Origin of the sequence: Nocardioides sp. NPDC023903 (assembly GCF_040639295.1) — a bacterium.
GTDB lineage: Bacteria > Actinomycetota > Actinomycetes > Propionibacteriales > Nocardioidaceae > Nocardioides.
In genome coordinates this window covers 218,625-233,851 of the sequence record NZ_JBEZZS010000001.1, presented here as the reverse complement: position 1 = coordinate 233,851, position 15,227 = coordinate 218,625, and the positions used below count along the sequence as shown (strand labels likewise).

The following is a 15,227-nucleotide window of genomic DNA, read 5'->3' as shown; positions in this document are numbered from 1 at the left end:
GACCTCTTCCGGGTTGGGTGCTCGAGCACCGGCTGAGGCTGACAGTAACCGATCGTCAGAACCGCACCGGGAACACCTCGGTGCGCGCGACGGCCGCGTCGCGCTCGGCGCTGAGTGCCGTACGCCGCTCGTCGTTCATGTAGGCGTCCAGCGAGGCCTGGTCCGGGAACCGGAAGAGCTGGATCTCGTCGGGCTGCCCGGGTGCGTCGTCGGCGATCGCGCGGTGCACCACTTCGCCGCCGTGTTCCGAGATCAGCCTCAGGACCCGGTCCTCGTAGGCATGGAGGGCATCGGCCTCTCCCCCATGCGCCCACAGCAGACAGCACAGGCGGATCGAGTCATCGGTGGCACCTGACATGACGGCCACCGTACCGAAGGGACTCGCGCATGGACGCGGCCGACATCGGGTACCTGCGCGCAATGACGAGCTACGTCCTGGACATGGTAGGCGCCACGGTCGTGGTGCTCATCGTCCTGATGGTGCTCGCGGCGGCGGCCGGTTTCCTGCTCGCCAGGCTGGAGAGGCGGCGCGCCCGCCGGATCCACGACGACCTCGTCGAGATGCGCGACCAGCCCGGTCGCCACCGCCGCTAGCGCAGCCGTCCCCTCGGCTTCCCGGCACAGTTGATGCAGGTACGCGCCACCGGGCGCGCCTCGAGCCGGCCCTCGCCGATCGGCTCGCCGCAGTCCTCACAGGTCCCGTACGTGCCCGAATCGACCCGCTCCACGGCAGCCTCGATCTCGGCGAGATGCTCTCGCGCCTGACGTACGAGCGCTTGGACCTGGGATCGCTCGAACGCGATCGTCGCGCCCTCCGGATCGTGCTCGTCGTCGGCGTTGGTGTCGCGCGAGGCCGCGACGACGGCGTCGAAGTCGTCGCTCAGGTCTGCCAGGCGTGCGAGCGTCTGCCGACGCTCCGCAGCGAGCCGTACGCGAGCCTGATCCATGTGGTCGACGGTAATTGGATGGCCCACGCCACCGAAACCCGATTGTCTGGCTCCCGTGATCGAGGATGTCCGAACTCTGGCGCTGGTCGCCGCGACGATGACCATGGGCCTGATGGCGGGCTACTTCGCTCTCTACGCCCACACGATCATGCCGGGCCTGGGCATCACGGACGACCGTACGTTCGTCGGCTCGTTCCAGGCGCTGGACCGGGCGATCATCAATCCGTGGTTCATGGCGACCGGGTTCCTCGGCTCGCTGGTGTTCACCGCGCTGGTTGTGGCGCTGTCCCTCGGGTCCGCTGAGCGCGGGCTGCTGCCGTGGGCGCTGGCCGCGCTGGTCCTCTACCTGGTCGCCTTCGTCATCACCATCGCAGTGCATCTTCCGCTCAACGACGCGCTCAAGGCGGCAGGATCACCGGACCGGATCGCCGACCTCGGCCAGGTCCGCGCGGCGTTCGATGAGGCGAGATGGGTCCGCTGGAACGTCGTACGCACCGTCGCCACGACGGCTGCCTTCGGCTGTCTCGCCTGGAGCCTTGTTCTCCAAGGTCGCCTGTCGGCCTGACTCACGAGCGCGGCTAATTGGCGTGGCGCCCGGGTGGTGATCGGGCCAGGATCGGTGGATGTCGCAGGTCTCGGCTGCCACTGCTTCGCCCGCACCGAGTCAAGGAGCGTTTCATGAACCGACGTCTACCGACAGCCGTAGCGATCGCGATGACTGCGATCACCGCGCTGCCCGCCACCGCGGCGGCGGCCTCCGATCCGCACCTCCCTGATACCTATGTCGTCTCCGAGGAGCCCGGCTTCCAGCCCGAAGGCATCGAAGTCACCCCGAACGGCACCATCTACGTCTCCAGCATCGGCAACGGTGACGTGCTGCGCGGCCACGTGACGAGCACACGGTTCGAGCAGTTCGCCTCCGGCGCGGCCGCAGGCCGCGCACATGCGCTGGGACTGCATGCGGATTCGCACGGCCGGCTGTACGTCGCGGGGAAGACCCAGCTCGACGTCTACCGCGCCGACGGCACTCTGCTGACGACGCTGCGTGCCGAGTCCGGACCGGTCGGCGAGCCGTTCCTCAACGATCTCGTCATCACGCCGCACGCGGTCTACGTCACCGACTCCACGAACGCCGTGGTGTGGCGCGCACCGCTCGGGGACGAGGTCGGTCCGCTGGAGCGATGGTTCGACGCGCGCACGGTCGTGCCGGGGTTCCCGCCGGAGTTCATGTACCTGAACGGCATCGACGCCTCCGAGGACGGCGAGACACTGCTCGTCTCGTCGCAGGGCCTCGAGAAGCTGATCCGGGTCGACGTCGCGGATCGCTCCGGTGAGCTGGTGGACCTCGGCGGGCACAGCTTCGGGCCTGACGGCATCGAGCTGCGCGGCACGACCCTCTACGCCGTCCTGAACTACGCAGCTCCGGGTGGCGCGCAGGGCGTGTACGTTGCCGAACTCGACGAGTCGCTGAGCCACGGTCAGGTGATCGCATCCGCCGCCGAGGGGTTCGCCACGCCGACGACCTTGGCCGTGACCCGCGGCCGGGTCCTGGTCGTGAACAGCCAGATCGATGACGGAGCCGGGACTCCCCCGTATACGATCTCTGCGGTCGACGACCCCATCGCGGACTGACCTCAGCAGTCGAAGACCGACCAGCAGATCGCGTTGCGGATCCGCTGGTCGTCGAGGACGAGGTCGCGGACGGGGTCCGGGAGCTGCTCGCGCTGCCAGCGGCACTCCCGCCTCCCAGCTTCGATGGCCTCGCCGGGAGGCGCGGCGTCGCGTGCGGCCTTGATGGCGTACGCCGCCGCGCCCAGGTCGTGGGCCGCGACGTGGGCGACCACGCCGGCCTGGCCGGCGGCGTAGGCGGCATTGCGAGCGGCTCCGCGCAACGGCCGGGCCGCACCCATGGCGTGACCGCCGAGAGCGCGGGCCTCCATCATCTTCAGCTCACCTCGGGTCCAGGCCCGCGCCGCCTCGATGGCCTCGCGCGGACGGGGGTCGTCGGGGCACTCCACCTCGAAGAGCGGGAGGACGTGCTCGGCGCAGGTCGCGGCCCACAGCGCGAGCAGCTGGTGGTCGGCGTCGGTGAGCGTGCCGCCGCGGCGGACGGTGATCAGGCGCGGGTCGCGCTCCTTGGCCAGGATCATCGCTCTCCCCCGGTCTCCGGGCGGTCCGGTCCGGGGCCGTCGGGATGGGTGAGGTCGTAGGCGGCAGAGACCTTCTTCGGTACGCAGAGGCGCCAGGCGTCCACCACGAACTCGCACGCCTCGACGGGGTCGAGCGCGGCCAGGGACGACTCCACCCAGTTGAACCGCATCTCCGACTCGCGGGGCAGGTGGAACCTGTCGGGCGCGCTGGCGACCAGCGCGGCGCGCTCCTCCTTCGGGAAGCCGAACCCCATCTCGGTCTCGTCCAGGGAGAAGGCGACGTAGACGATCGACCCGACCCGGAACTTCAGCCGATTGCGTACGAAGACCTCGTAGGACCGCTCCAGGCTCGAGCCGAGCCAGTGCACGTCGTCCACGGTTGCCATGCTCCGGAGCGTACCCATGTCTCGATGGCGACGAAGAGCTCATTCTCTTTGGGCACCGGCGTCCGTTACGGCTCAGTTAAATCCCTCCGGTCATGGACAAATCTGCAAGCGTTACATTCCCGTGCAACGAAATTTGGTGTTGAGTCAGCGCTCGAAATCCAGGCCCCAGACCCCGTGGGCCCGGACTGAGTGAGAGGACCCCCATCACATGATGTTGAACCGTTCAGCTCGCATCGCAGCGACGGCAATCAGCTTGGCGCTCGGTGCCGCGTCGGTGGCCATGACCGCCGTCCCTGCAGCGGCGTGGGCTCCGCAGGAGTCGAAGGCCGCCTGCATCGAGCCGGCCGACCACGACGAGGCCGACGCCGCCCGAGGTGGCTCCGGCGGGGACCACCGCGAGATCTCCGCGGCGGAGCAGCAGCGGATCGAGGCCCGCACGGCGGCGATCCTGGCCAAGAAGGGCAGCAACGCGCGCACCGCGGCCACCGTTCCCGTCTACATCCACAAGATGCTGGGCACCGACGGATCCGGCGACGTGACCCAGGCGCAGATCGACGCGCAGATCGCCGAGCTCAACCAGGACTTCGCAGGTCAGGAGCTGGCTGGCACGGCCGCAGACACCGGTTTCACGTTCACGCTCGCGGGCGTCGACACCTACTACAACAACCAGTGGCACAAGGACCGCCAGTCGACGACCTACCGCACCCAGACCCGCCTGGGCGGCAGGAACGCGCTCAACATCTGGCTCGTCGACTTCGGCTACCTCGGCATCGCGACGTTCCCGTGGGACTACTCGCGCAACCCGGGCATCGACGGCATCCGCGTGCAGTACTCCTCGCTTCCTGGCGGCTCGGCCACCAACTACGACCAAGGCAAGACCGCGACCCACGAGGCCGGCCACTGGTTCGGGCTCTACCACACCTTCCAGGGTGGCTGCACCACGACCAACGACGAGGTCGCGGACACCCCGGCTCAGGCCAGCTCGACCTCGGGCTGCCCGACCGGCCGTGACTCCTGCAGCCTGCCCGGCCTGGACCCGATCCACAACTACATGGACTACAGCTACGACAGCTGCTACAACCAGTTCACCCTGGGTCAGAGCACCCGGATGGACCAGATGTGGGCGGCCTACCGCGCCTGATCATCGGGCCTGATCATCACCGCTGCTCGCCTGGCGCGTCCTGTGTGACTCGCCAGGCGAGCAGCTGCCATGTCCGGAGCGTCATCATGTCTCCATGGCGACGAAGACCGATCTGAAGAAGACGCTCGACAGCTTTCGGGCACGCCAGGGCGAGTTCCGGGTGCTCGAGGTGCCGCCACTCCCCTACCTGATGGTCGACGGGCACGGTGACCCCAACACCGCCCAGGAGTACGCGGATGCGCTCGCGACGCTCTATCCGGTGGCGTACAAGCTGAAGTTCGCCAGCAAGAACGAGGGCCGTGACTACGTGGTGCCGCCGCTGGAGGCGCTGTGGTGGGCCGAGGACATGGACGCGTTCACCCGGGCACGGGACAAGTCCCAGTGGGACTGGACCGCGATGATCATGACGCCCGACTGGATCACCGAACAGATGTTCGACGAGGCGGTCTCGAAGGTCGGCGCCAAAGACCGCCCGGCAAGCCTGGACAAGGTGCGGCTGGAGACGCTCGCGGAAGGCACCTGCGTGCAGACGCTGCACATCGGGCCTTACGACGACGAGGGTCCGGTGCTCGAGGAGCTGCACGAGCGGTTCATCCCCGAGAACGGGCTGCGGATGACCGGGAAGCACCACGAGATCTATCTCGGTGATCCGCGGCGGGTGGAGCCCGCGAAGCTCCGGACGATCCTGCGCCAGCCGCTCGCCTCATAACGCCCGCGAATCTCGGTGTACAAGTGTGGACTGAAACCCTTGTCACCGTGACGGCGCTCACATTACTCTTCAGTAACTCGGGACGAAGCGGTCCCGCTTACGTGAGGAGAGTCCCCCATGGCTCAGCACGCATCGAGACTGTTCGTAAAGCGTCCCGGCAAGCACGCCGCACGCACCCTGGCGACGGCTCTGGCCGTCGCCGCTGTCATGCCCGCCGCCCTGGCCGCGCCGGCCGAAGCCGCCGACCAGAGCACCGCCGTCGTCTCCCGCGGCGTCGAGATCCCGGAGTTCTACAACCCACCAGCCGAGCTTCCTGCGGCGGACGGTGAGCTCGTACGCACTGAGCCACTCCCCCTCGGCGTCGGTCTCTCGATCCCGGGCATCGGCTCACTGCCCGGCACCGCGACCCGCGTCATGTACAAGACGACCGACAACAACGGCGCCGCGGCTGCGGTGACCGGCGCCTACATCGAGCCGTTCGCGGCCTGGACCGGTGCCGGCGACCGGCCGCTCGTGGTCGTAGCACCCGGCACCATGGGCCAGGGCGACCAGTGCTCGGCCTCGCTGGGGCTGGAGCGTCCGATCCTCTTCAACGGCAAGACCGTCTCGGTGGGCTACGAGGACATCGGGATCTACCGCCTCCTGGCGCGCGGTGTGGCGGTCATGGTCACCGACTACGTCGGCCTGGGAGCCACCGACCGGCTCCACACCTATGTCGACCGCGTCGACGGCGGACATGCCGTCCTCGACGCCGCGCGGGCAGCGCGCGCGGTCCCGGACGCATCGGTGACCGCCGGGTCGCGGGTCGCCCTCTACGGCTACAGCCAGGGCGGCGGCGCGACCGGGTCGGCCTCCGAGCTCGCCGCGACGTACGCCCCCGAGATCAACCTCGTGGGTGCCTACGTCGGCGCTCCGCCCGCCGACCTGCGGGCGACCGCGGTCGGGATCGACGGGTCGGCGCTGGTGGCGGCGCTGGCCTGGACCATCAACGGTCTCGCCCAGTCCAACCCGGAGCTGCGGCCGATCCTGGACGAGAACCTCAACGAGGCCGGCCACGCGGCGCTCGAGGACCTCTCGACAGCGTGCGTCGCCGACGGCATCTTCGGCTACCCGTTCCAACGAAGCGCCAGCTGGACCACGACCGGCGAGAGCCTCGACGACATCATCGAGCGCGAGCCGACGGTGCGGGCGATCATCTCCGAGCAGAAGCTCGGGCACCTCGCCCCGCGGATCCCGGTACGCCTGGCCACCGGCACCCAGGACGACATCGTCCCGCACGAGCAGTCCCGCCAGCTCGCCGTCGACTGGTGCGGTCAGGGAGTGAAGGTGACCTACCAGGCGGTCGTCCTGCCCAACCTCGGCGACGGGCTGGTCACCAACCACGTCACCCCGCTGCTCGTCGACCAGACCGCCGCAATCAACTGGATCACCGACCGGGTCAAGGGCGTCGCCGCCGGATCCAACTGCGCGTCGATGCCCGTTCAGCCCTGAGCTGTTCGTAGCCGCACGGACAGGCAGGTGACACAGCCTTCGAGCTTCTCGAACTCGGAGATGTCGACCGGCACGACCGTGTAGCCACGCTCTTCGAAGATCGCTCGGCTCAGCGGTGCCGAGGCGGCCATCAGCAGCGTGCGGTCGTCGAGGACGACCACGTGGGAGCCCGGTTCCTCCGGGACCGGCAGGAACCGGGCTCCCCACACGCTCGGGTCGTCGACCAGCGGCTCGTGGCCGATGACGGTGCCGTCGGGCAGCGCGGTGACGGCCGACTTGAGATGGAGCACCTTCGTGAGGGGGACCGCGAGGACCTCGGCGCCCAGCGGTCCGAGCAGTGCCCGGAGCTGCGCGATCCCCTCGGCGTTCGTACGCCCGCCCTCCCCCACCCACACGGTGTCGCCGTGCTTGAGCACGTCGCCGCCATCGAGGGTTCCGGGCGCCTCGATGTGGGCGATCCGGTAGCCCCGCGCGCGGACGGCGTCCTCGGCCGCGTCGATCTCCGGGCGCCGTTCCAGCGCACCCGGCCGGCTGATCACGGCCAGATCCCCGAAGACGACCATCGTGTCCTCGACGAAGACCGAGTCCGGGCAGTCGTCGGCGGGGTCGACCTCGTGGGTGGTCCAGCCGACGGAGCGCATCGCAGCGACGTACGCCTCCCACTGCTCGTGCGCGAGATCTACGTCGACCGGGCTCCGCTCGATGTGGGTGACGAGCCCCTCGGCGAGGCGGGGCGAGGGGCGGCGTACGAGAGCGTGCATGAGTGAAGTATCCCTATCCGATCCAGAACCGGAGCTCGTTGCCGAGCTGCTCGTCGATCACCCCGCCGTTCTTCTCGATCACCCGCCGGGACGCGTCGTTGTCCGGGGCGCAGGTGAGCAGGGCGCGCGAGACGCCGTGCTCGCGGGCCTTCTCGAGGCCGAGCTCGAGCATCCGGGTCGCGTGGCCCTGGCGCCGCCACGGGGCGACGACGTGGTAGCCGATGTGACCGCCGTCGACGGCGAGCTCCGGTGTCAGCGTGTGGCGTACGACGAGGGTGCCGAGATAGTGCTCCTCGGAGACGTACCAGTAGACCGTCGACATCACGTCCCAGCGCTCCTTGTCGTAATCCCTGGCAGCGACGAATGCGTCGAAGTCCTCGCTGGCCGGCCCGAGCCAGTCGGTGTCGGTGCCACGCAGGAGACAGTCGGCCTGTTCGCCGGTGAGATAGGAGGTGCGTACGGCCGTCGTCGGACGGACCAGGCGGGGTGGTTCGCTGAGGGTGATCATCGCCGGCCAGGCAACCACACGGCGTGCCCAGAACGCACCAGATTTTGGCGGGGGCGGCGGCTAGATTGAGCCCCATGAGCGAGGACGAGGGACGCAGGATGTTCGAGCCGGAGTCGTGGGAGGAGCGCTACGCCGGTGAGGAGAAGGTCTGGAGCGGCAACCCGAACCCGCAGCTCGTCGCCGAGGTCTCCGAACTCACGCCCGGGACGGCGCTCGATGTCGGCTGCGGCGAGGGCGGCGACGTCATCTGGCTCGCGCAGCAGGGCTGGACGGTCACCGGCGCCGACTTCTCGGTCAACGGGCTGGCCCGGGCGAGGCGGCATGCCGAGGACGCCGGGGTCGCGGACCGTACGTCCTGGTGGCAGGTCGACGCCCGCACCTTCGACGCCGGAGACCGGCAGTTCGACCTGGTCACCTGCCACTTCCTGCACACCCCCGACGGGAGCATGGTCGATGTCGCCGGCCGTCTGGCCACCGCGGTCGCGCCCGGTGGCCACCTCCTCGTCGTCGGCCACGCGCCCTCCGAGGTCTTCGCGCGCCACGGCCATCACAACGCGATGTTCCTCGCCTCGGACCTGATCCCCGGCCTGCCCGACGGGTTCGAGCCAGTCGTCGTCGAGCAGCGCCCCCGCCTGACCATCCGCGACGGCGTCCCGGTCCAGATCGACGACTCAACCCTGCTCGCGCGCCGAGGGTAGGGCCTCAGCCGCGGACCATCCTGCGCTCGATGCCTACGAGGTCGGCCTTGGTCTCGCCGTCGAACCGGAAGCCCTGACGTTCGTAGAACGCCGTTGCGCGCTGGTTGCCGTCGAGAACCCAGAGGTACGCAGCAGAACCCCCGATCGCGGCCTCGAACAGCGCATGGCCGAGGCCGGTGCCGTACCTCTCCGAGCGGACGTAGAGGGCGGAGAGCTCGAGCGACGGCAGTCCCGGGTGGTCGTCGCGAGCAGGCCCGGAACTGGCGAAGCCCAGCAGTCGCCCCGGCTCGTCGGCCTCGGCCACCAGGTTGGAGATCGGGCCGGTGTCGATGTTCGTACGCCAGCGATCGACCCTCACCGACCGCAGAGATCTCCGCTCAGCGAAGATCCGGTCGGGCATCAGCCCGGCGTACGCCTCCTCCCACACGTCGAGATGGAGGTCGGTCAACGCTTCGGCGTCATCGACGACAGCCGCCCTGATCTTCATGCCCGGAGGATAGGGAGAGGCTCAGTCGAGACACCACTCGTTTCCCTCGGGGTCCTGCATGACGATGAAGCCGAGGCTCATCGGCGGGTCGGGTTCGAAGCGGCGGACGCGGGTGGCTCCCAGCGCAACGACGCGCTCGCACTCGGCCTCGAGTGCGGCCATCCGCTCCTCGCCCTGCAGTCCGGGAGCGGCGCGGACGTCGAGGTGGACGCGGTTCTTGGCGGTCTTCGACTCGGGGATGTGGTACGAACTAATAACACTCCCGAACGGACCCGCTCATGACCATCGCGCTGTACACCCGCCTCTCCCCCAAGCCCAACGGCAAGTACGAAGGGGTCGACGACCAGATCACCTGGGGCACCACCTACGCCGCGAACACGTGGCCCGGCGAACCCGTCGAGATCTTCGCCGACCGAGGCATCTCGGCTGCCAATGGCGACCACCGGCCCGACTTCGAACGCCTCCGTGAATGGATCCGGGCCCGGAAGGTCGACCGTGTCTGGGTCGTCGAGCAGTCGCGTCTCACCCGCGACGAGATCGAGTGGTTCAACCTGCGGGCGGACCTGATCGGCGCCGACATCACCGAGGTCCACACGAATCGGGATGGCATCGTGAAGGTCATGGACGCGGTGGCCGGGATCAAGGCGGTGATCAACGCCGACGAGCGCCGGAAGATGCTCCGCCGTCAGGCCGACACGCTCGCTGAGAAGGCCGGACGCGGTGAGCCGCCCGGGGTGAAGCCCTTCGGGTACGTGCACGCCAAGACCGACGACGGCGTGAGGACTTACGAGGTCGTTCCCGAGCAGGCCGCCGTGATTCGGTACGCCGCTGAGAAGGTGCTTGCAGGCTGGTCGCTGGCCTCCGTCGCGATCGAGATGAACAAGCCCGCCGCCGAGCGGGACCCCGAACTCGTGCCGACCTCCGGCGATTACGCCGACACGTGGAAGGACGGCGTGCTCGGTGTCCACGATGGAAGGATCACCCCGGGTGCGGTCAAGAACTGGCTCACGGTCCCGACCATCGCTGGGTTACGGCAGCACTCCGGCGAGGTCATCGGCGACGGCAACTGGCCCGCGATCCTCGACAAGGCCACCCACCGAACCCTGAAGGCTCGCTTGACCGGTGAGCGCGCGGTGAAGCGCGCCAATGGCGGCACCTATGCGATCGGGTCAGCCCACAAGGGCTTCAGCGGTCGAAAGTACCTCCTGACCGGAGGGCTCGCGATCTGCGGCTACAACCACGACGACGACACGACCTGCGGCGTGGCCCTCACCGGCATGCCGATCCGCCTTCGGCTGCGGAAGGGCGAGACCACGCCGCGTGTGAAGCCGTACCTGATGTGCCACCCGAAGAACGGTGGCAAGGGGCACCTGGGGATCATGCTCCCCGAGATCGAGGAGTACGTCGTCTCGGAGTTGTTCAAGCACCTCGACAGCCCGGCCTTCCTCGACGCGCTCGACGTCGAGGACGACCAAGACGCCGAGCGCGCGCGGCTGGTGACGGAGTTGTCTGCCATCGAGGAGCAGCGGAAGGAACTCGCGGGCATGTGGGCTCGGCGGGAGCGGACGACCTCTGAGTGGCAGTCCGCGAAAGAGGCCCTGGATGCCGAGGAGCGCCAGATGAACGATGCCTTATCCGCGATCCCGGTCACCTCTGGTCGGATCGACGTGGACGCCGCCCGCGAGGGCTGGAAGGAGGCGACGCTAGATGAGCAGCGCGCGTTCATCCGCCGGTACGTGGCGAAGGTGACCATCCATTCGGCTACCAAGATGGGGCCTCGGGGCCTGGACACGGATCGGATTACGATCGACTGGGCGTAGCCCCACCGTCGAGGCATGTTGGCTGCGCCCAACCGAATGTTGGCAACGCCCAACAAGTGGCGTCCAGCAACGACCGTGTGGGCCTTTGACCCGTGGCGCTTCGGCTCGTAGCGTTGACACCAGCCGAGGACGCGTTATCCCGGGAAGATCCGGAGCGAGAGGCGTACCTCCCGTGGGAGGCACTACCAGTCACGGTATGACTGGCGAATCAGCCCACGGTCACCGGGCTAGGTGAACCCGAACGCGAGCCAGTTGCGCGGCGACAGTGGCGCAGCCCGAGAGGGACCCGACAGACACTCCCAGGAGTCTGTCTATGTCCATCTCCAAGGAACGCGCCCACCTTCGCGCGCGCTACGCCAACGCCGTCCTCCGCGGTGACGACGAAGCGGCAGCCGAGTACCGGCGCGACCTCGCCGCCCAGGCCATCAAGGAGTTCATCCAGTCCAAACTGGCCACCGTCGGACCCCTCACCTCTGCCCAGGCCGACGTCCTGGCCGCGACCCTTCACAACGACGCGGAGGTGGCCGCATGAGCGACCGCCCACGCTACGCCTACGAGAACCCGGCCGACCTCGCGTGGGGCGCCCAGCAGGTCCGCACCTGGCTCAAGCGCCGTCGGCTCCGCCTCGCGGCGGAGCACACGTCAGTCGGCGTCGCCGAGCACGACGCTCCGGGAGGTGGCACCGATGCCGCGGCCTGACCAGCAGCCACCCCCAGGAACGGGAAGACCCCGCCCTGGCAGGGGCGAGGCCGCGATCCCGACATCCACGAAGATCGACACCACGGTAACCGAGGCCGCCGACATGCCGCGACCCGTCGGGTGTGCCTCCTGCGGCGTCCTCGGGCTCGACCAGGCCGCATGTGCCGCCAACCTCGGTCTCCGGTGCGGCGGACCACTGCGGCACTGCGTGGCCCGTGACCTGGGGCTGGTCGCATGACGCCCGCCGACCTGATCCTGAATGCCCTCGCCGATCACGGTGGGCGAGTCGTACGCGGTCGAGCCGACTGCCCGCTGAGGCATCACAAGTCCCGGCTCAGCGTGAGCGTCCGGCCCGGAGTCACCGACGACGGACGCGCACGGGCCATCGTGAAGTGCCACGCCGGATGCTCGACCCCTGACATCCTCGCCGCGGTCGGGCTCTCCACCCGTGACCTCTTCGATGGTGCCCGGCGCGCTGGCTACCGACCGCCGACGATCCCGGCCTCCCCGAACCCGGCCACCTGGGATCGGATGATGCAGACCCTGTACGGCGAAGCGGACTGGCGGCGGTACCCGACATGGGCGCACGTCGTCGACCGGTGGGGATACGACCTTGCCCAACGCGAGTCCGCTGTCGGGGAGATGTGCCTGTCGCATCCGGCACAGCCCGCGATCCATTGCGCCTGTCCGTCCGGTCGTGCGCTGTCGCCAAGGGAACTCGCCCTGAACGAGGTGACCGCCCCGTGACGTCCAGCCAGACCAACAACCAGGCCGACCCCTATCAGGGCTACGAGGACCAGCGGCCTGACCCGGCCGCGATCAAGGCCGCGTTCCCTGACGTGCCCAGCGCGTACGAGACTGGCCTAGGCGGTGCAGGAAGCATCAACAACGGTCCGACGCCGGAGCCTGATCGCCTCGCCGCGTCATCGGCCGAGGAGGAGCGCAAGGAGCCGCTGCTCAACTTCGAGGTCATCACTGCCGACAAACTCCGCGACCTTCTCCCAGAACCACCACCACCACGCATCGCCGGGGTGCTCCCCGGACGCGGCGGCGCGGTCCTCATCGCCCAGGCCGGCGCCGGGAAGACCACCATGCTCGCCAACCTCGCCCGGGACCTTCTCGAAGGAACCCCGTTCCTCGGCGAGCGCCCGGTCCGGCAGGTCGGTGGACGGATCGCCCTCCTGTCCTACGAGATGGACGCCGCCGAACTCATCGACTGGTGCCACTCCGCTGGCGTCGACCTGACCCGGCTCGTGGTCCTCGACCTCCGCGACGTCCCCAACCCGCTCCGCGACCCGTTCGAGCGCGAGGTTCTGGCCAAGGCCCTCGATGCGCTGGAGGTCGAGATCATCATGGTCGACACGTTCGGCCGCGCCTTCACCGGCGACTCGCAAGACTCCGCCTCCGACGTGACGCCCTGGTTCGCGATGCTCAACGAGTTCACCCGGACGAAGGTCAGGGCCAAGGAGTGGATCGTCGCCGCCCACGCCGGGTGGACCGACGGCCGAGGCCGAGGCTCCTCCGCACTCCACGACGCCCCCGACGCCGTCCTGATCTACAAGCGTGACCGGGACACCGAGACCCGGACCCTGCGCGTCGACAAGTACCGAGGCCGCGACCCGATGCCCGAGGTCGCGGTGACGATGGACCAGGACACGTTGCGGCTCTCCAGCGAGGCGGCGACGCCCAGGTCTCAGACCTACGCCGCGGCAGTCACGTCCTACGTCGGCGAGAACCCGGGATGCTCGATCCGGTCTGTGCGTACCAACGTGCGGGGCCATGAGAAGTCGGTGGGCGATGCGCTCGACTCACTGGTTCGTCTGGGGGTGATCGCGCGGACCAAAGGCCCCCGCAACGCCTGGCTCCACACCCTTATCACCTGAGTGGTGCCAGTGGTGCCGAGTGGTGCCAGCACCAGTAGTGGTGAGTGGTGCCCCCTCTTTATAGGGGCACCACTCACACCACTCGCCGAACACCAGACCAGGCGGCACCAGTCGCTCCGGATCTCGAAGGAGGAGAGGACCACCTCATGACCTCAGCCCGTGGCGTCTCCCGAGCCGCCGCCAGCCTGCCAGCCCCCGACGTCGAGGATCTCGACGCCCTCGACCACCGCATCGTCTGCCCGCACTGCCGCCAGCCGTACGAGGTGGTCGGCGACTACAAGCTCCGCCGCATCGTGCCCAACCACAAGACCTGGTGCAGGCGCTACCGGCCTACCTCCAACACCACCGACCCGAAGGACCCAGCATGAGCATCACTACCACCGACCACCAGCGCGTCGACCGTCTCCTCGTGAGCGTGCTCGCCCAGGACCGGCAGGCGTACCGCGAGACCAAGAACGAGATCGCCGTCGCCGGGGAGGAGGCGACCTCCCACCTCATCGACCTCGCGATCACCAACCTCGCGGGCTACATGCAGGTCGTTCACGGCGACGGCGCCATCGAGCAGGTTCGCCGCCACCTCCTTGACCTCGCCGCGCACGAATGAGGCACAGCAGAAGCCGCAGATCGCCCGCTGACGAACGGAAGCGGATCGAGCGTCGCGGCGTACGGCGAGCGCCGGGACAAGCCCTCAGATCGAGACGAACGAACTCGACGGACCCTAGGGGCGTTCCGATCGCTAGACCGATCGCCCCGGAGACCCGTGCCGGTAGGCACGCGTGCGGCAAGTCGAGTTTCGCCAGAAGTTGTACCTAAAACCAACCCGGATCCACGAGGAAGATCAAGATCATGGACGACGACCTGATGCCCCTGCCGACCACCGGCCCGACCATCGCGAGCGCGGCCAGCGATGTCCGGCGTGACCTCGCCTGGCGAGACCTGTCCCACCGGCTGGAGGAGATCGACGCCGAGCATGAGCCCCCGCGCTCCAGCGAACGCGCCGGGTGGCGCCGGATCGCCTCCCGATTCCGCGATGACGAGGACGGCTGGCAGCCGCTCCCGATCCGGCTGTGAGGAAGGTTCATCATGCGCAACCCGAACCAGAGCCCTGATAAGGTGAGCGCGTCGCCGAGGTCATCCGGGCGGCACACTCCCGGGGCTGGTTATCCGCTCCTCCGTCCACCAGCATCCGCGCAGGCGTCGAGTATCTCCGCCAACCGTCGCGGGGCATCGATGCAGCCTCCGGAGCCTCCGATGACCAGCACCACTGACGTCGTGGTAGTCGACCCAGTCCTCCGCGCCCTCGTCACCGAGCACGTGGCGTCGGCGACCGGCTACCGGTCACCCGAGCGGGTCAAGGCCGCCGACAAGGCCGCCAAGGACCTGATCAACCGGACCAAGGACCGGAGCCGCAGCCGTGATGAGCGCCGCCTCCTGACCCACTACCAGCGGGTCAAGGACGAGCACCTGGCCGCGCTCGTCGCCAAGCACAACACCAGCATCTTCGCCCCGTAACTCTCGCGGTTGCGCCTGTGGGCGGGTCCCGACCC

At 68.8% G+C, this 15,227-nt stretch carries 23 protein-coding genes and 1 pseudogene; 16 read left to right on the top strand and 8 right to left on the bottom strand.

What is annotated here, in order from left to right:
• Nucleotides 1-55 precede the first annotated feature (55 nt).
• A complete protein-coding gene (locus AB0F44_RS01200; protein WP_357351864.1) occupies nt 56-358 on the bottom strand; it encodes a hypothetical protein in 303 nt (100 codons plus the stop codon).
• A gap of 29 nt (nt 359-387) precedes the next feature.
• Here AB0F44_RS01200 and AB0F44_RS01195 point away from each other — a divergent pair, with 29 nt between their 5' ends.
• Nucleotides 388-594 (top strand): hypothetical protein, encoded by a 207-nt coding sequence (locus AB0F44_RS01195; protein ID WP_357351863.1) that lies wholly within the window; start codon nt 388-390, stop codon nt 592-594.
• Here the strand turns inward: AB0F44_RS01195 and AB0F44_RS01190 are convergent.
• The gene (locus AB0F44_RS01190) at nt 591-947 is read right to left on the bottom strand and encodes a TraR/DksA C4-type zinc finger protein (protein ID WP_357351861.1); all 357 of its coding nucleotides are present in this window, start codon (nt 945-947) and stop codon (nt 591-593) included. The two genes, AB0F44_RS01195 and AB0F44_RS01190, sit on opposite strands and share 4 nt — an antisense overlap.
• 55 nt (nt 948-1,002) lie before the next feature.
• Here AB0F44_RS01190 and AB0F44_RS01185 point away from each other — a divergent pair, with 55 nt between their 5' ends.
• Together AB0F44_RS01185 and AB0F44_RS01180 are read left to right on the top strand one after the other, a co-directional pair.
• A complete protein-coding gene (locus AB0F44_RS01185; protein WP_357351859.1) occupies nt 1,003-1,512 on the top strand; it encodes a DUF1772 domain-containing protein in 510 nt (169 codons plus the stop codon).
• A 113-nt stretch (nt 1,513-1,625) separates the two neighbouring features.
• Nucleotides 1,626-2,579 (top strand): hypothetical protein, encoded by a 954-nt coding sequence (locus AB0F44_RS01180; protein WP_357351857.1) that lies wholly within the window; start codon nt 1,626-1,628, stop codon nt 2,577-2,579.
• Between the two features lie 2 nt (nt 2,580-2,581).
• Here AB0F44_RS01180 and AB0F44_RS01175 read toward each other — a convergent pair whose 3' ends face one another.
• Together AB0F44_RS01175 and AB0F44_RS01170 are read right to left on the bottom strand one after the other, a co-directional pair.
• The gene (locus AB0F44_RS01175; RefSeq protein ID WP_357351855.1) at nt 2,582-3,097 is read right to left on the bottom strand and encodes a putative immunity protein; all 516 of its coding nucleotides are present in this window, start codon (nt 3,095-3,097) and stop codon (nt 2,582-2,584) included.
• Nucleotides 3,094-3,483 carry a hypothetical protein gene (locus tag AB0F44_RS01170; RefSeq protein WP_357351853.1) on the bottom strand — a complete coding sequence of 130 codons (390 nt, stop codon included), beginning with the start codon at nt 3,481-3,483 and terminating at the stop codon, nt 3,094-3,096. Before AB0F44_RS01170 ends, AB0F44_RS01175 begins: the two co-directional genes overlap by 4 nt.
• Nucleotides 3,484-3,763: 280 nt before the next feature.
• Between AB0F44_RS01170 and AB0F44_RS01165 the strand changes: the two genes are divergently transcribed.
• The 3 genes from AB0F44_RS01165 (at nt 3,764) to AB0F44_RS01155 (ending at nt 6,824) form a co-directional block, all read left to right on the top strand.
• Nucleotides 3,764-4,624 (top strand): zinc metalloprotease, encoded by an 861-nt coding sequence (locus tag AB0F44_RS01165; RefSeq protein WP_357351851.1) that lies wholly within the window; start codon nt 3,764-3,766, stop codon nt 4,622-4,624.
• A gap of 94 nt (nt 4,625-4,718) precedes the next feature.
• On the top strand, nt 4,719-5,333 hold the full coding sequence (locus AB0F44_RS01160) for a GyrI-like domain-containing protein (protein WP_357351849.1): 615 nt from the start codon (nt 4,719-4,721) through the stop codon (nt 5,331-5,333).
• Nucleotides 5,334-5,450: 117 nt separating this feature from the next.
• A complete protein-coding gene (locus AB0F44_RS01155; RefSeq protein ID WP_357351847.1) occupies nt 5,451-6,824 on the top strand; it encodes a lipase family protein in 1,374 nt (457 codons plus the stop codon).
• Here the strand turns inward: AB0F44_RS01155 and ddaH are convergent.
• Both ddaH and AB0F44_RS01145 read right to left on the bottom strand, forming a co-directional pair.
• Nucleotides 6,815-7,585, bottom strand: coding sequence for a dimethylargininase (ddaH, locus tag AB0F44_RS01150; protein ID WP_357351845.1), 771 nt, complete (start codon nt 7,583-7,585; stop codon nt 6,815-6,817). The genes AB0F44_RS01155 and ddaH overlap by 10 nt on opposite strands.
• A gap of 13 nt (nt 7,586-7,598) precedes the next feature.
• Nucleotides 7,599-8,093, bottom strand: coding sequence for a GNAT family N-acetyltransferase (locus tag AB0F44_RS01145; protein WP_357351843.1), 495 nt, complete (start codon nt 8,091-8,093; stop codon nt 7,599-7,601).
• Nucleotides 8,094-8,167: 74 nt separating this feature from the next.
• Here AB0F44_RS01145 and AB0F44_RS01140 point away from each other — a divergent pair, with 74 nt between their 5' ends.
• Complete coding sequence (locus AB0F44_RS01140; protein ID WP_357351841.1) at nt 8,168-8,791, top strand: class I SAM-dependent methyltransferase; 624 nt, start codon at nt 8,168-8,170, stop codon at nt 8,789-8,791.
• Nucleotides 8,792-8,795: 4 nt separating this feature from the next.
• On the opposite strand, the gene AB0F44_RS01135 is transcribed toward AB0F44_RS01140, so the two are convergent.
• Nucleotides 8,796-9,278: a GNAT family N-acetyltransferase gene (locus AB0F44_RS01135; protein WP_357351839.1), complete on the bottom strand. Its 483-nt coding sequence runs from the start codon at nt 9,276-9,278 to the stop codon at nt 8,796-8,798.
• Between the two features lie 21 nt (nt 9,279-9,299).
• A pseudogene (locus tag AB0F44_RS01130) lies at nt 9,300-9,518 on the bottom strand (VOC family protein); the annotation flags it as partial.
• 38 nt (nt 9,519-9,556) lie between these two features.
• On the opposite strand from AB0F44_RS01130, the gene AB0F44_RS01125 reads away from it, so the two are divergent.
• The 9 genes from AB0F44_RS01125 (at nt 9,557) to AB0F44_RS01085 (ending at nt 15,192) form a co-directional block, all read left to right on the top strand.
• Nucleotides 9,557-11,098, top strand: a complete 1,542-nt coding sequence (locus tag AB0F44_RS01125; RefSeq protein WP_357351837.1) for a recombinase family protein — start codon at nt 9,557-9,559, stop codon at nt 11,096-11,098.
• Between the two features lie 313 nt (nt 11,099-11,411).
• Nucleotides 11,412-11,630 carry a hypothetical protein gene (locus AB0F44_RS01120; protein WP_357351835.1) on the top strand — a complete coding sequence of 73 codons (219 nt, stop codon included), beginning with the start codon at nt 11,412-11,414 and terminating at the stop codon, nt 11,628-11,630.
• Nucleotides 11,627-11,797 (top strand): hypothetical protein, encoded by a 171-nt coding sequence (locus AB0F44_RS01115; protein ID WP_357351833.1) that lies wholly within the window; start codon nt 11,627-11,629, stop codon nt 11,795-11,797. The genes AB0F44_RS01120 and AB0F44_RS01115 overlap by 4 nt, the downstream gene beginning before the upstream one ends.
• Nucleotides 11,798-12,031: 234 nt before the next feature.
• A complete protein-coding gene (locus tag AB0F44_RS01110) occupies nt 12,032-12,544 on the top strand; it encodes a hypothetical protein (protein WP_357351831.1) in 513 nt (170 codons plus the stop codon).
• On the top strand, nt 12,541-13,680 hold the full coding sequence (locus AB0F44_RS01105; protein WP_357351829.1) for an AAA family ATPase: 1,140 nt from the start codon (nt 12,541-12,543) through the stop codon (nt 13,678-13,680). Before AB0F44_RS01110 ends, AB0F44_RS01105 begins: the two co-directional genes overlap by 4 nt.
• Before the next feature lie 146 nt (nt 13,681-13,826).
• Entirely contained in the window at nt 13,827-14,048 is a 222-nt protein-coding gene (locus AB0F44_RS01100; protein ID WP_357351827.1) for a hypothetical protein, read from the top strand.
• The gene (locus AB0F44_RS01095) at nt 14,045-14,284 is read left to right on the top strand and encodes a hypothetical protein (protein ID WP_357351825.1); all 240 of its coding nucleotides are present in this window, start codon (nt 14,045-14,047) and stop codon (nt 14,282-14,284) included. Before AB0F44_RS01100 ends, AB0F44_RS01095 begins: the two co-directional genes overlap by 4 nt.
• Nucleotides 14,285-14,526: 242 nt before the next feature.
• The gene (locus tag AB0F44_RS01090) at nt 14,527-14,751 is read left to right on the top strand and encodes a hypothetical protein (protein ID WP_357351823.1); all 225 of its coding nucleotides are present in this window, start codon (nt 14,527-14,529) and stop codon (nt 14,749-14,751) included.
• Nucleotides 14,752-14,931: 180 nt separating this feature from the next.
• On the top strand, nt 14,932-15,192 hold the full coding sequence (locus AB0F44_RS01085) for a hypothetical protein (RefSeq protein ID WP_357351821.1): 261 nt from the start codon (nt 14,932-14,934) through the stop codon (nt 15,190-15,192).
• Nucleotides 15,193-15,227: the final 35 nt, after the last annotated feature.

Bases quoted from the DNA above. Each gene is read 5' to 3' on its own strand.
- AB0F44_RS01195 (WP_357351863.1), top strand. From the start codon at position 388: ATGGACGCGGCCGACATCGGGTACCTGCGCGCAATGACGAGCTACGTC.
- AB0F44_RS01110 (WP_357351831.1), top strand. From the start codon at position 12,032: ATGACGCCCGCCGACCTGATCCTGAATGCCCTCGCCGATCACGGTGGG.
- AB0F44_RS01120 (WP_357351835.1), top strand. From the start codon at position 11,412: ATGTCCATCTCCAAGGAACGCGCCCACCTTCGCGCGCGCTACGCCAAC.
- AB0F44_RS01180 (WP_357351857.1), top strand. From the start codon at position 1,626: ATGAACCGACGTCTACCGACAGCCGTAGCGATCGCGATGACTGCGATC.
- ddaH (WP_357351845.1), bottom strand. From the start codon at position 7,585: ATGCACGCTCTCGTACGCCGCCCCTCGCCCCGCCTCGCCGAGGGGCTC.
- AB0F44_RS01200 (WP_357351864.1), bottom strand. From the start codon at position 358: ATGTCAGGTGCCACCGATGACTCGATCCGCCTGTGCTGTCTGCTGTGG.
- AB0F44_RS01160 (WP_357351849.1), top strand. From the start codon at position 4,719: ATGGCGACGAAGACCGATCTGAAGAAGACGCTCGACAGCTTTCGGGCA.
- AB0F44_RS01175 (WP_357351855.1), bottom strand. From the start codon at position 3,097: ATGATCCTGGCCAAGGAGCGCGACCCGCGCCTGATCACCGTCCGCCGC.
- AB0F44_RS01140 (WP_357351841.1), top strand. From the start codon at position 8,168: ATGAGCGAGGACGAGGGACGCAGGATGTTCGAGCCGGAGTCGTGGGAG.
- AB0F44_RS01085 (WP_357351821.1), top strand. From the start codon at position 14,932: ATGACCAGCACCACTGACGTCGTGGTAGTCGACCCAGTCCTCCGCGCC.
- AB0F44_RS01155 (WP_357351847.1), top strand. From the start codon at position 5,451: ATGGCTCAGCACGCATCGAGACTGTTCGTAAAGCGTCCCGGCAAGCAC.
- AB0F44_RS01090 (WP_357351823.1), top strand. From the start codon at position 14,527: ATGGACGACGACCTGATGCCCCTGCCGACCACCGGCCCGACCATCGCG.
- AB0F44_RS01115 (WP_357351833.1), top strand. From the start codon at position 11,627: ATGAGCGACCGCCCACGCTACGCCTACGAGAACCCGGCCGACCTCGCG.
- AB0F44_RS01170 (WP_357351853.1), bottom strand. From the start codon at position 3,483: ATGGCAACCGTGGACGACGTGCACTGGCTCGGCTCGAGCCTGGAGCGG.
- AB0F44_RS01135 (WP_357351839.1), bottom strand. From the start codon at position 9,278: ATGAAGATCAGGGCGGCTGTCGTCGATGACGCCGAAGCGTTGACCGAC.
- AB0F44_RS01095 (WP_357351825.1), top strand. From the start codon at position 14,045: ATGAGCATCACTACCACCGACCACCAGCGCGTCGACCGTCTCCTCGTG.
- AB0F44_RS01165 (WP_357351851.1), top strand. From the start codon at position 3,764: ATGACCGCCGTCCCTGCAGCGGCGTGGGCTCCGCAGGAGTCGAAGGCC.
- AB0F44_RS01145 (WP_357351843.1), bottom strand. From the start codon at position 8,093: ATGATCACCCTCAGCGAACCACCCCGCCTGGTCCGTCCGACGACGGCC.
- AB0F44_RS01190 (WP_357351861.1), bottom strand. From the start codon at position 947: ATGGATCAGGCTCGCGTACGGCTCGCTGCGGAGCGTCGGCAGACGCTC.
- AB0F44_RS01100 (WP_357351827.1), top strand. From the start codon at position 13,827: ATGACCTCAGCCCGTGGCGTCTCCCGAGCCGCCGCCAGCCTGCCAGCC.
- AB0F44_RS01125 (WP_357351837.1), top strand. From the start codon at position 9,557: ATGACCATCGCGCTGTACACCCGCCTCTCCCCCAAGCCCAACGGCAAG.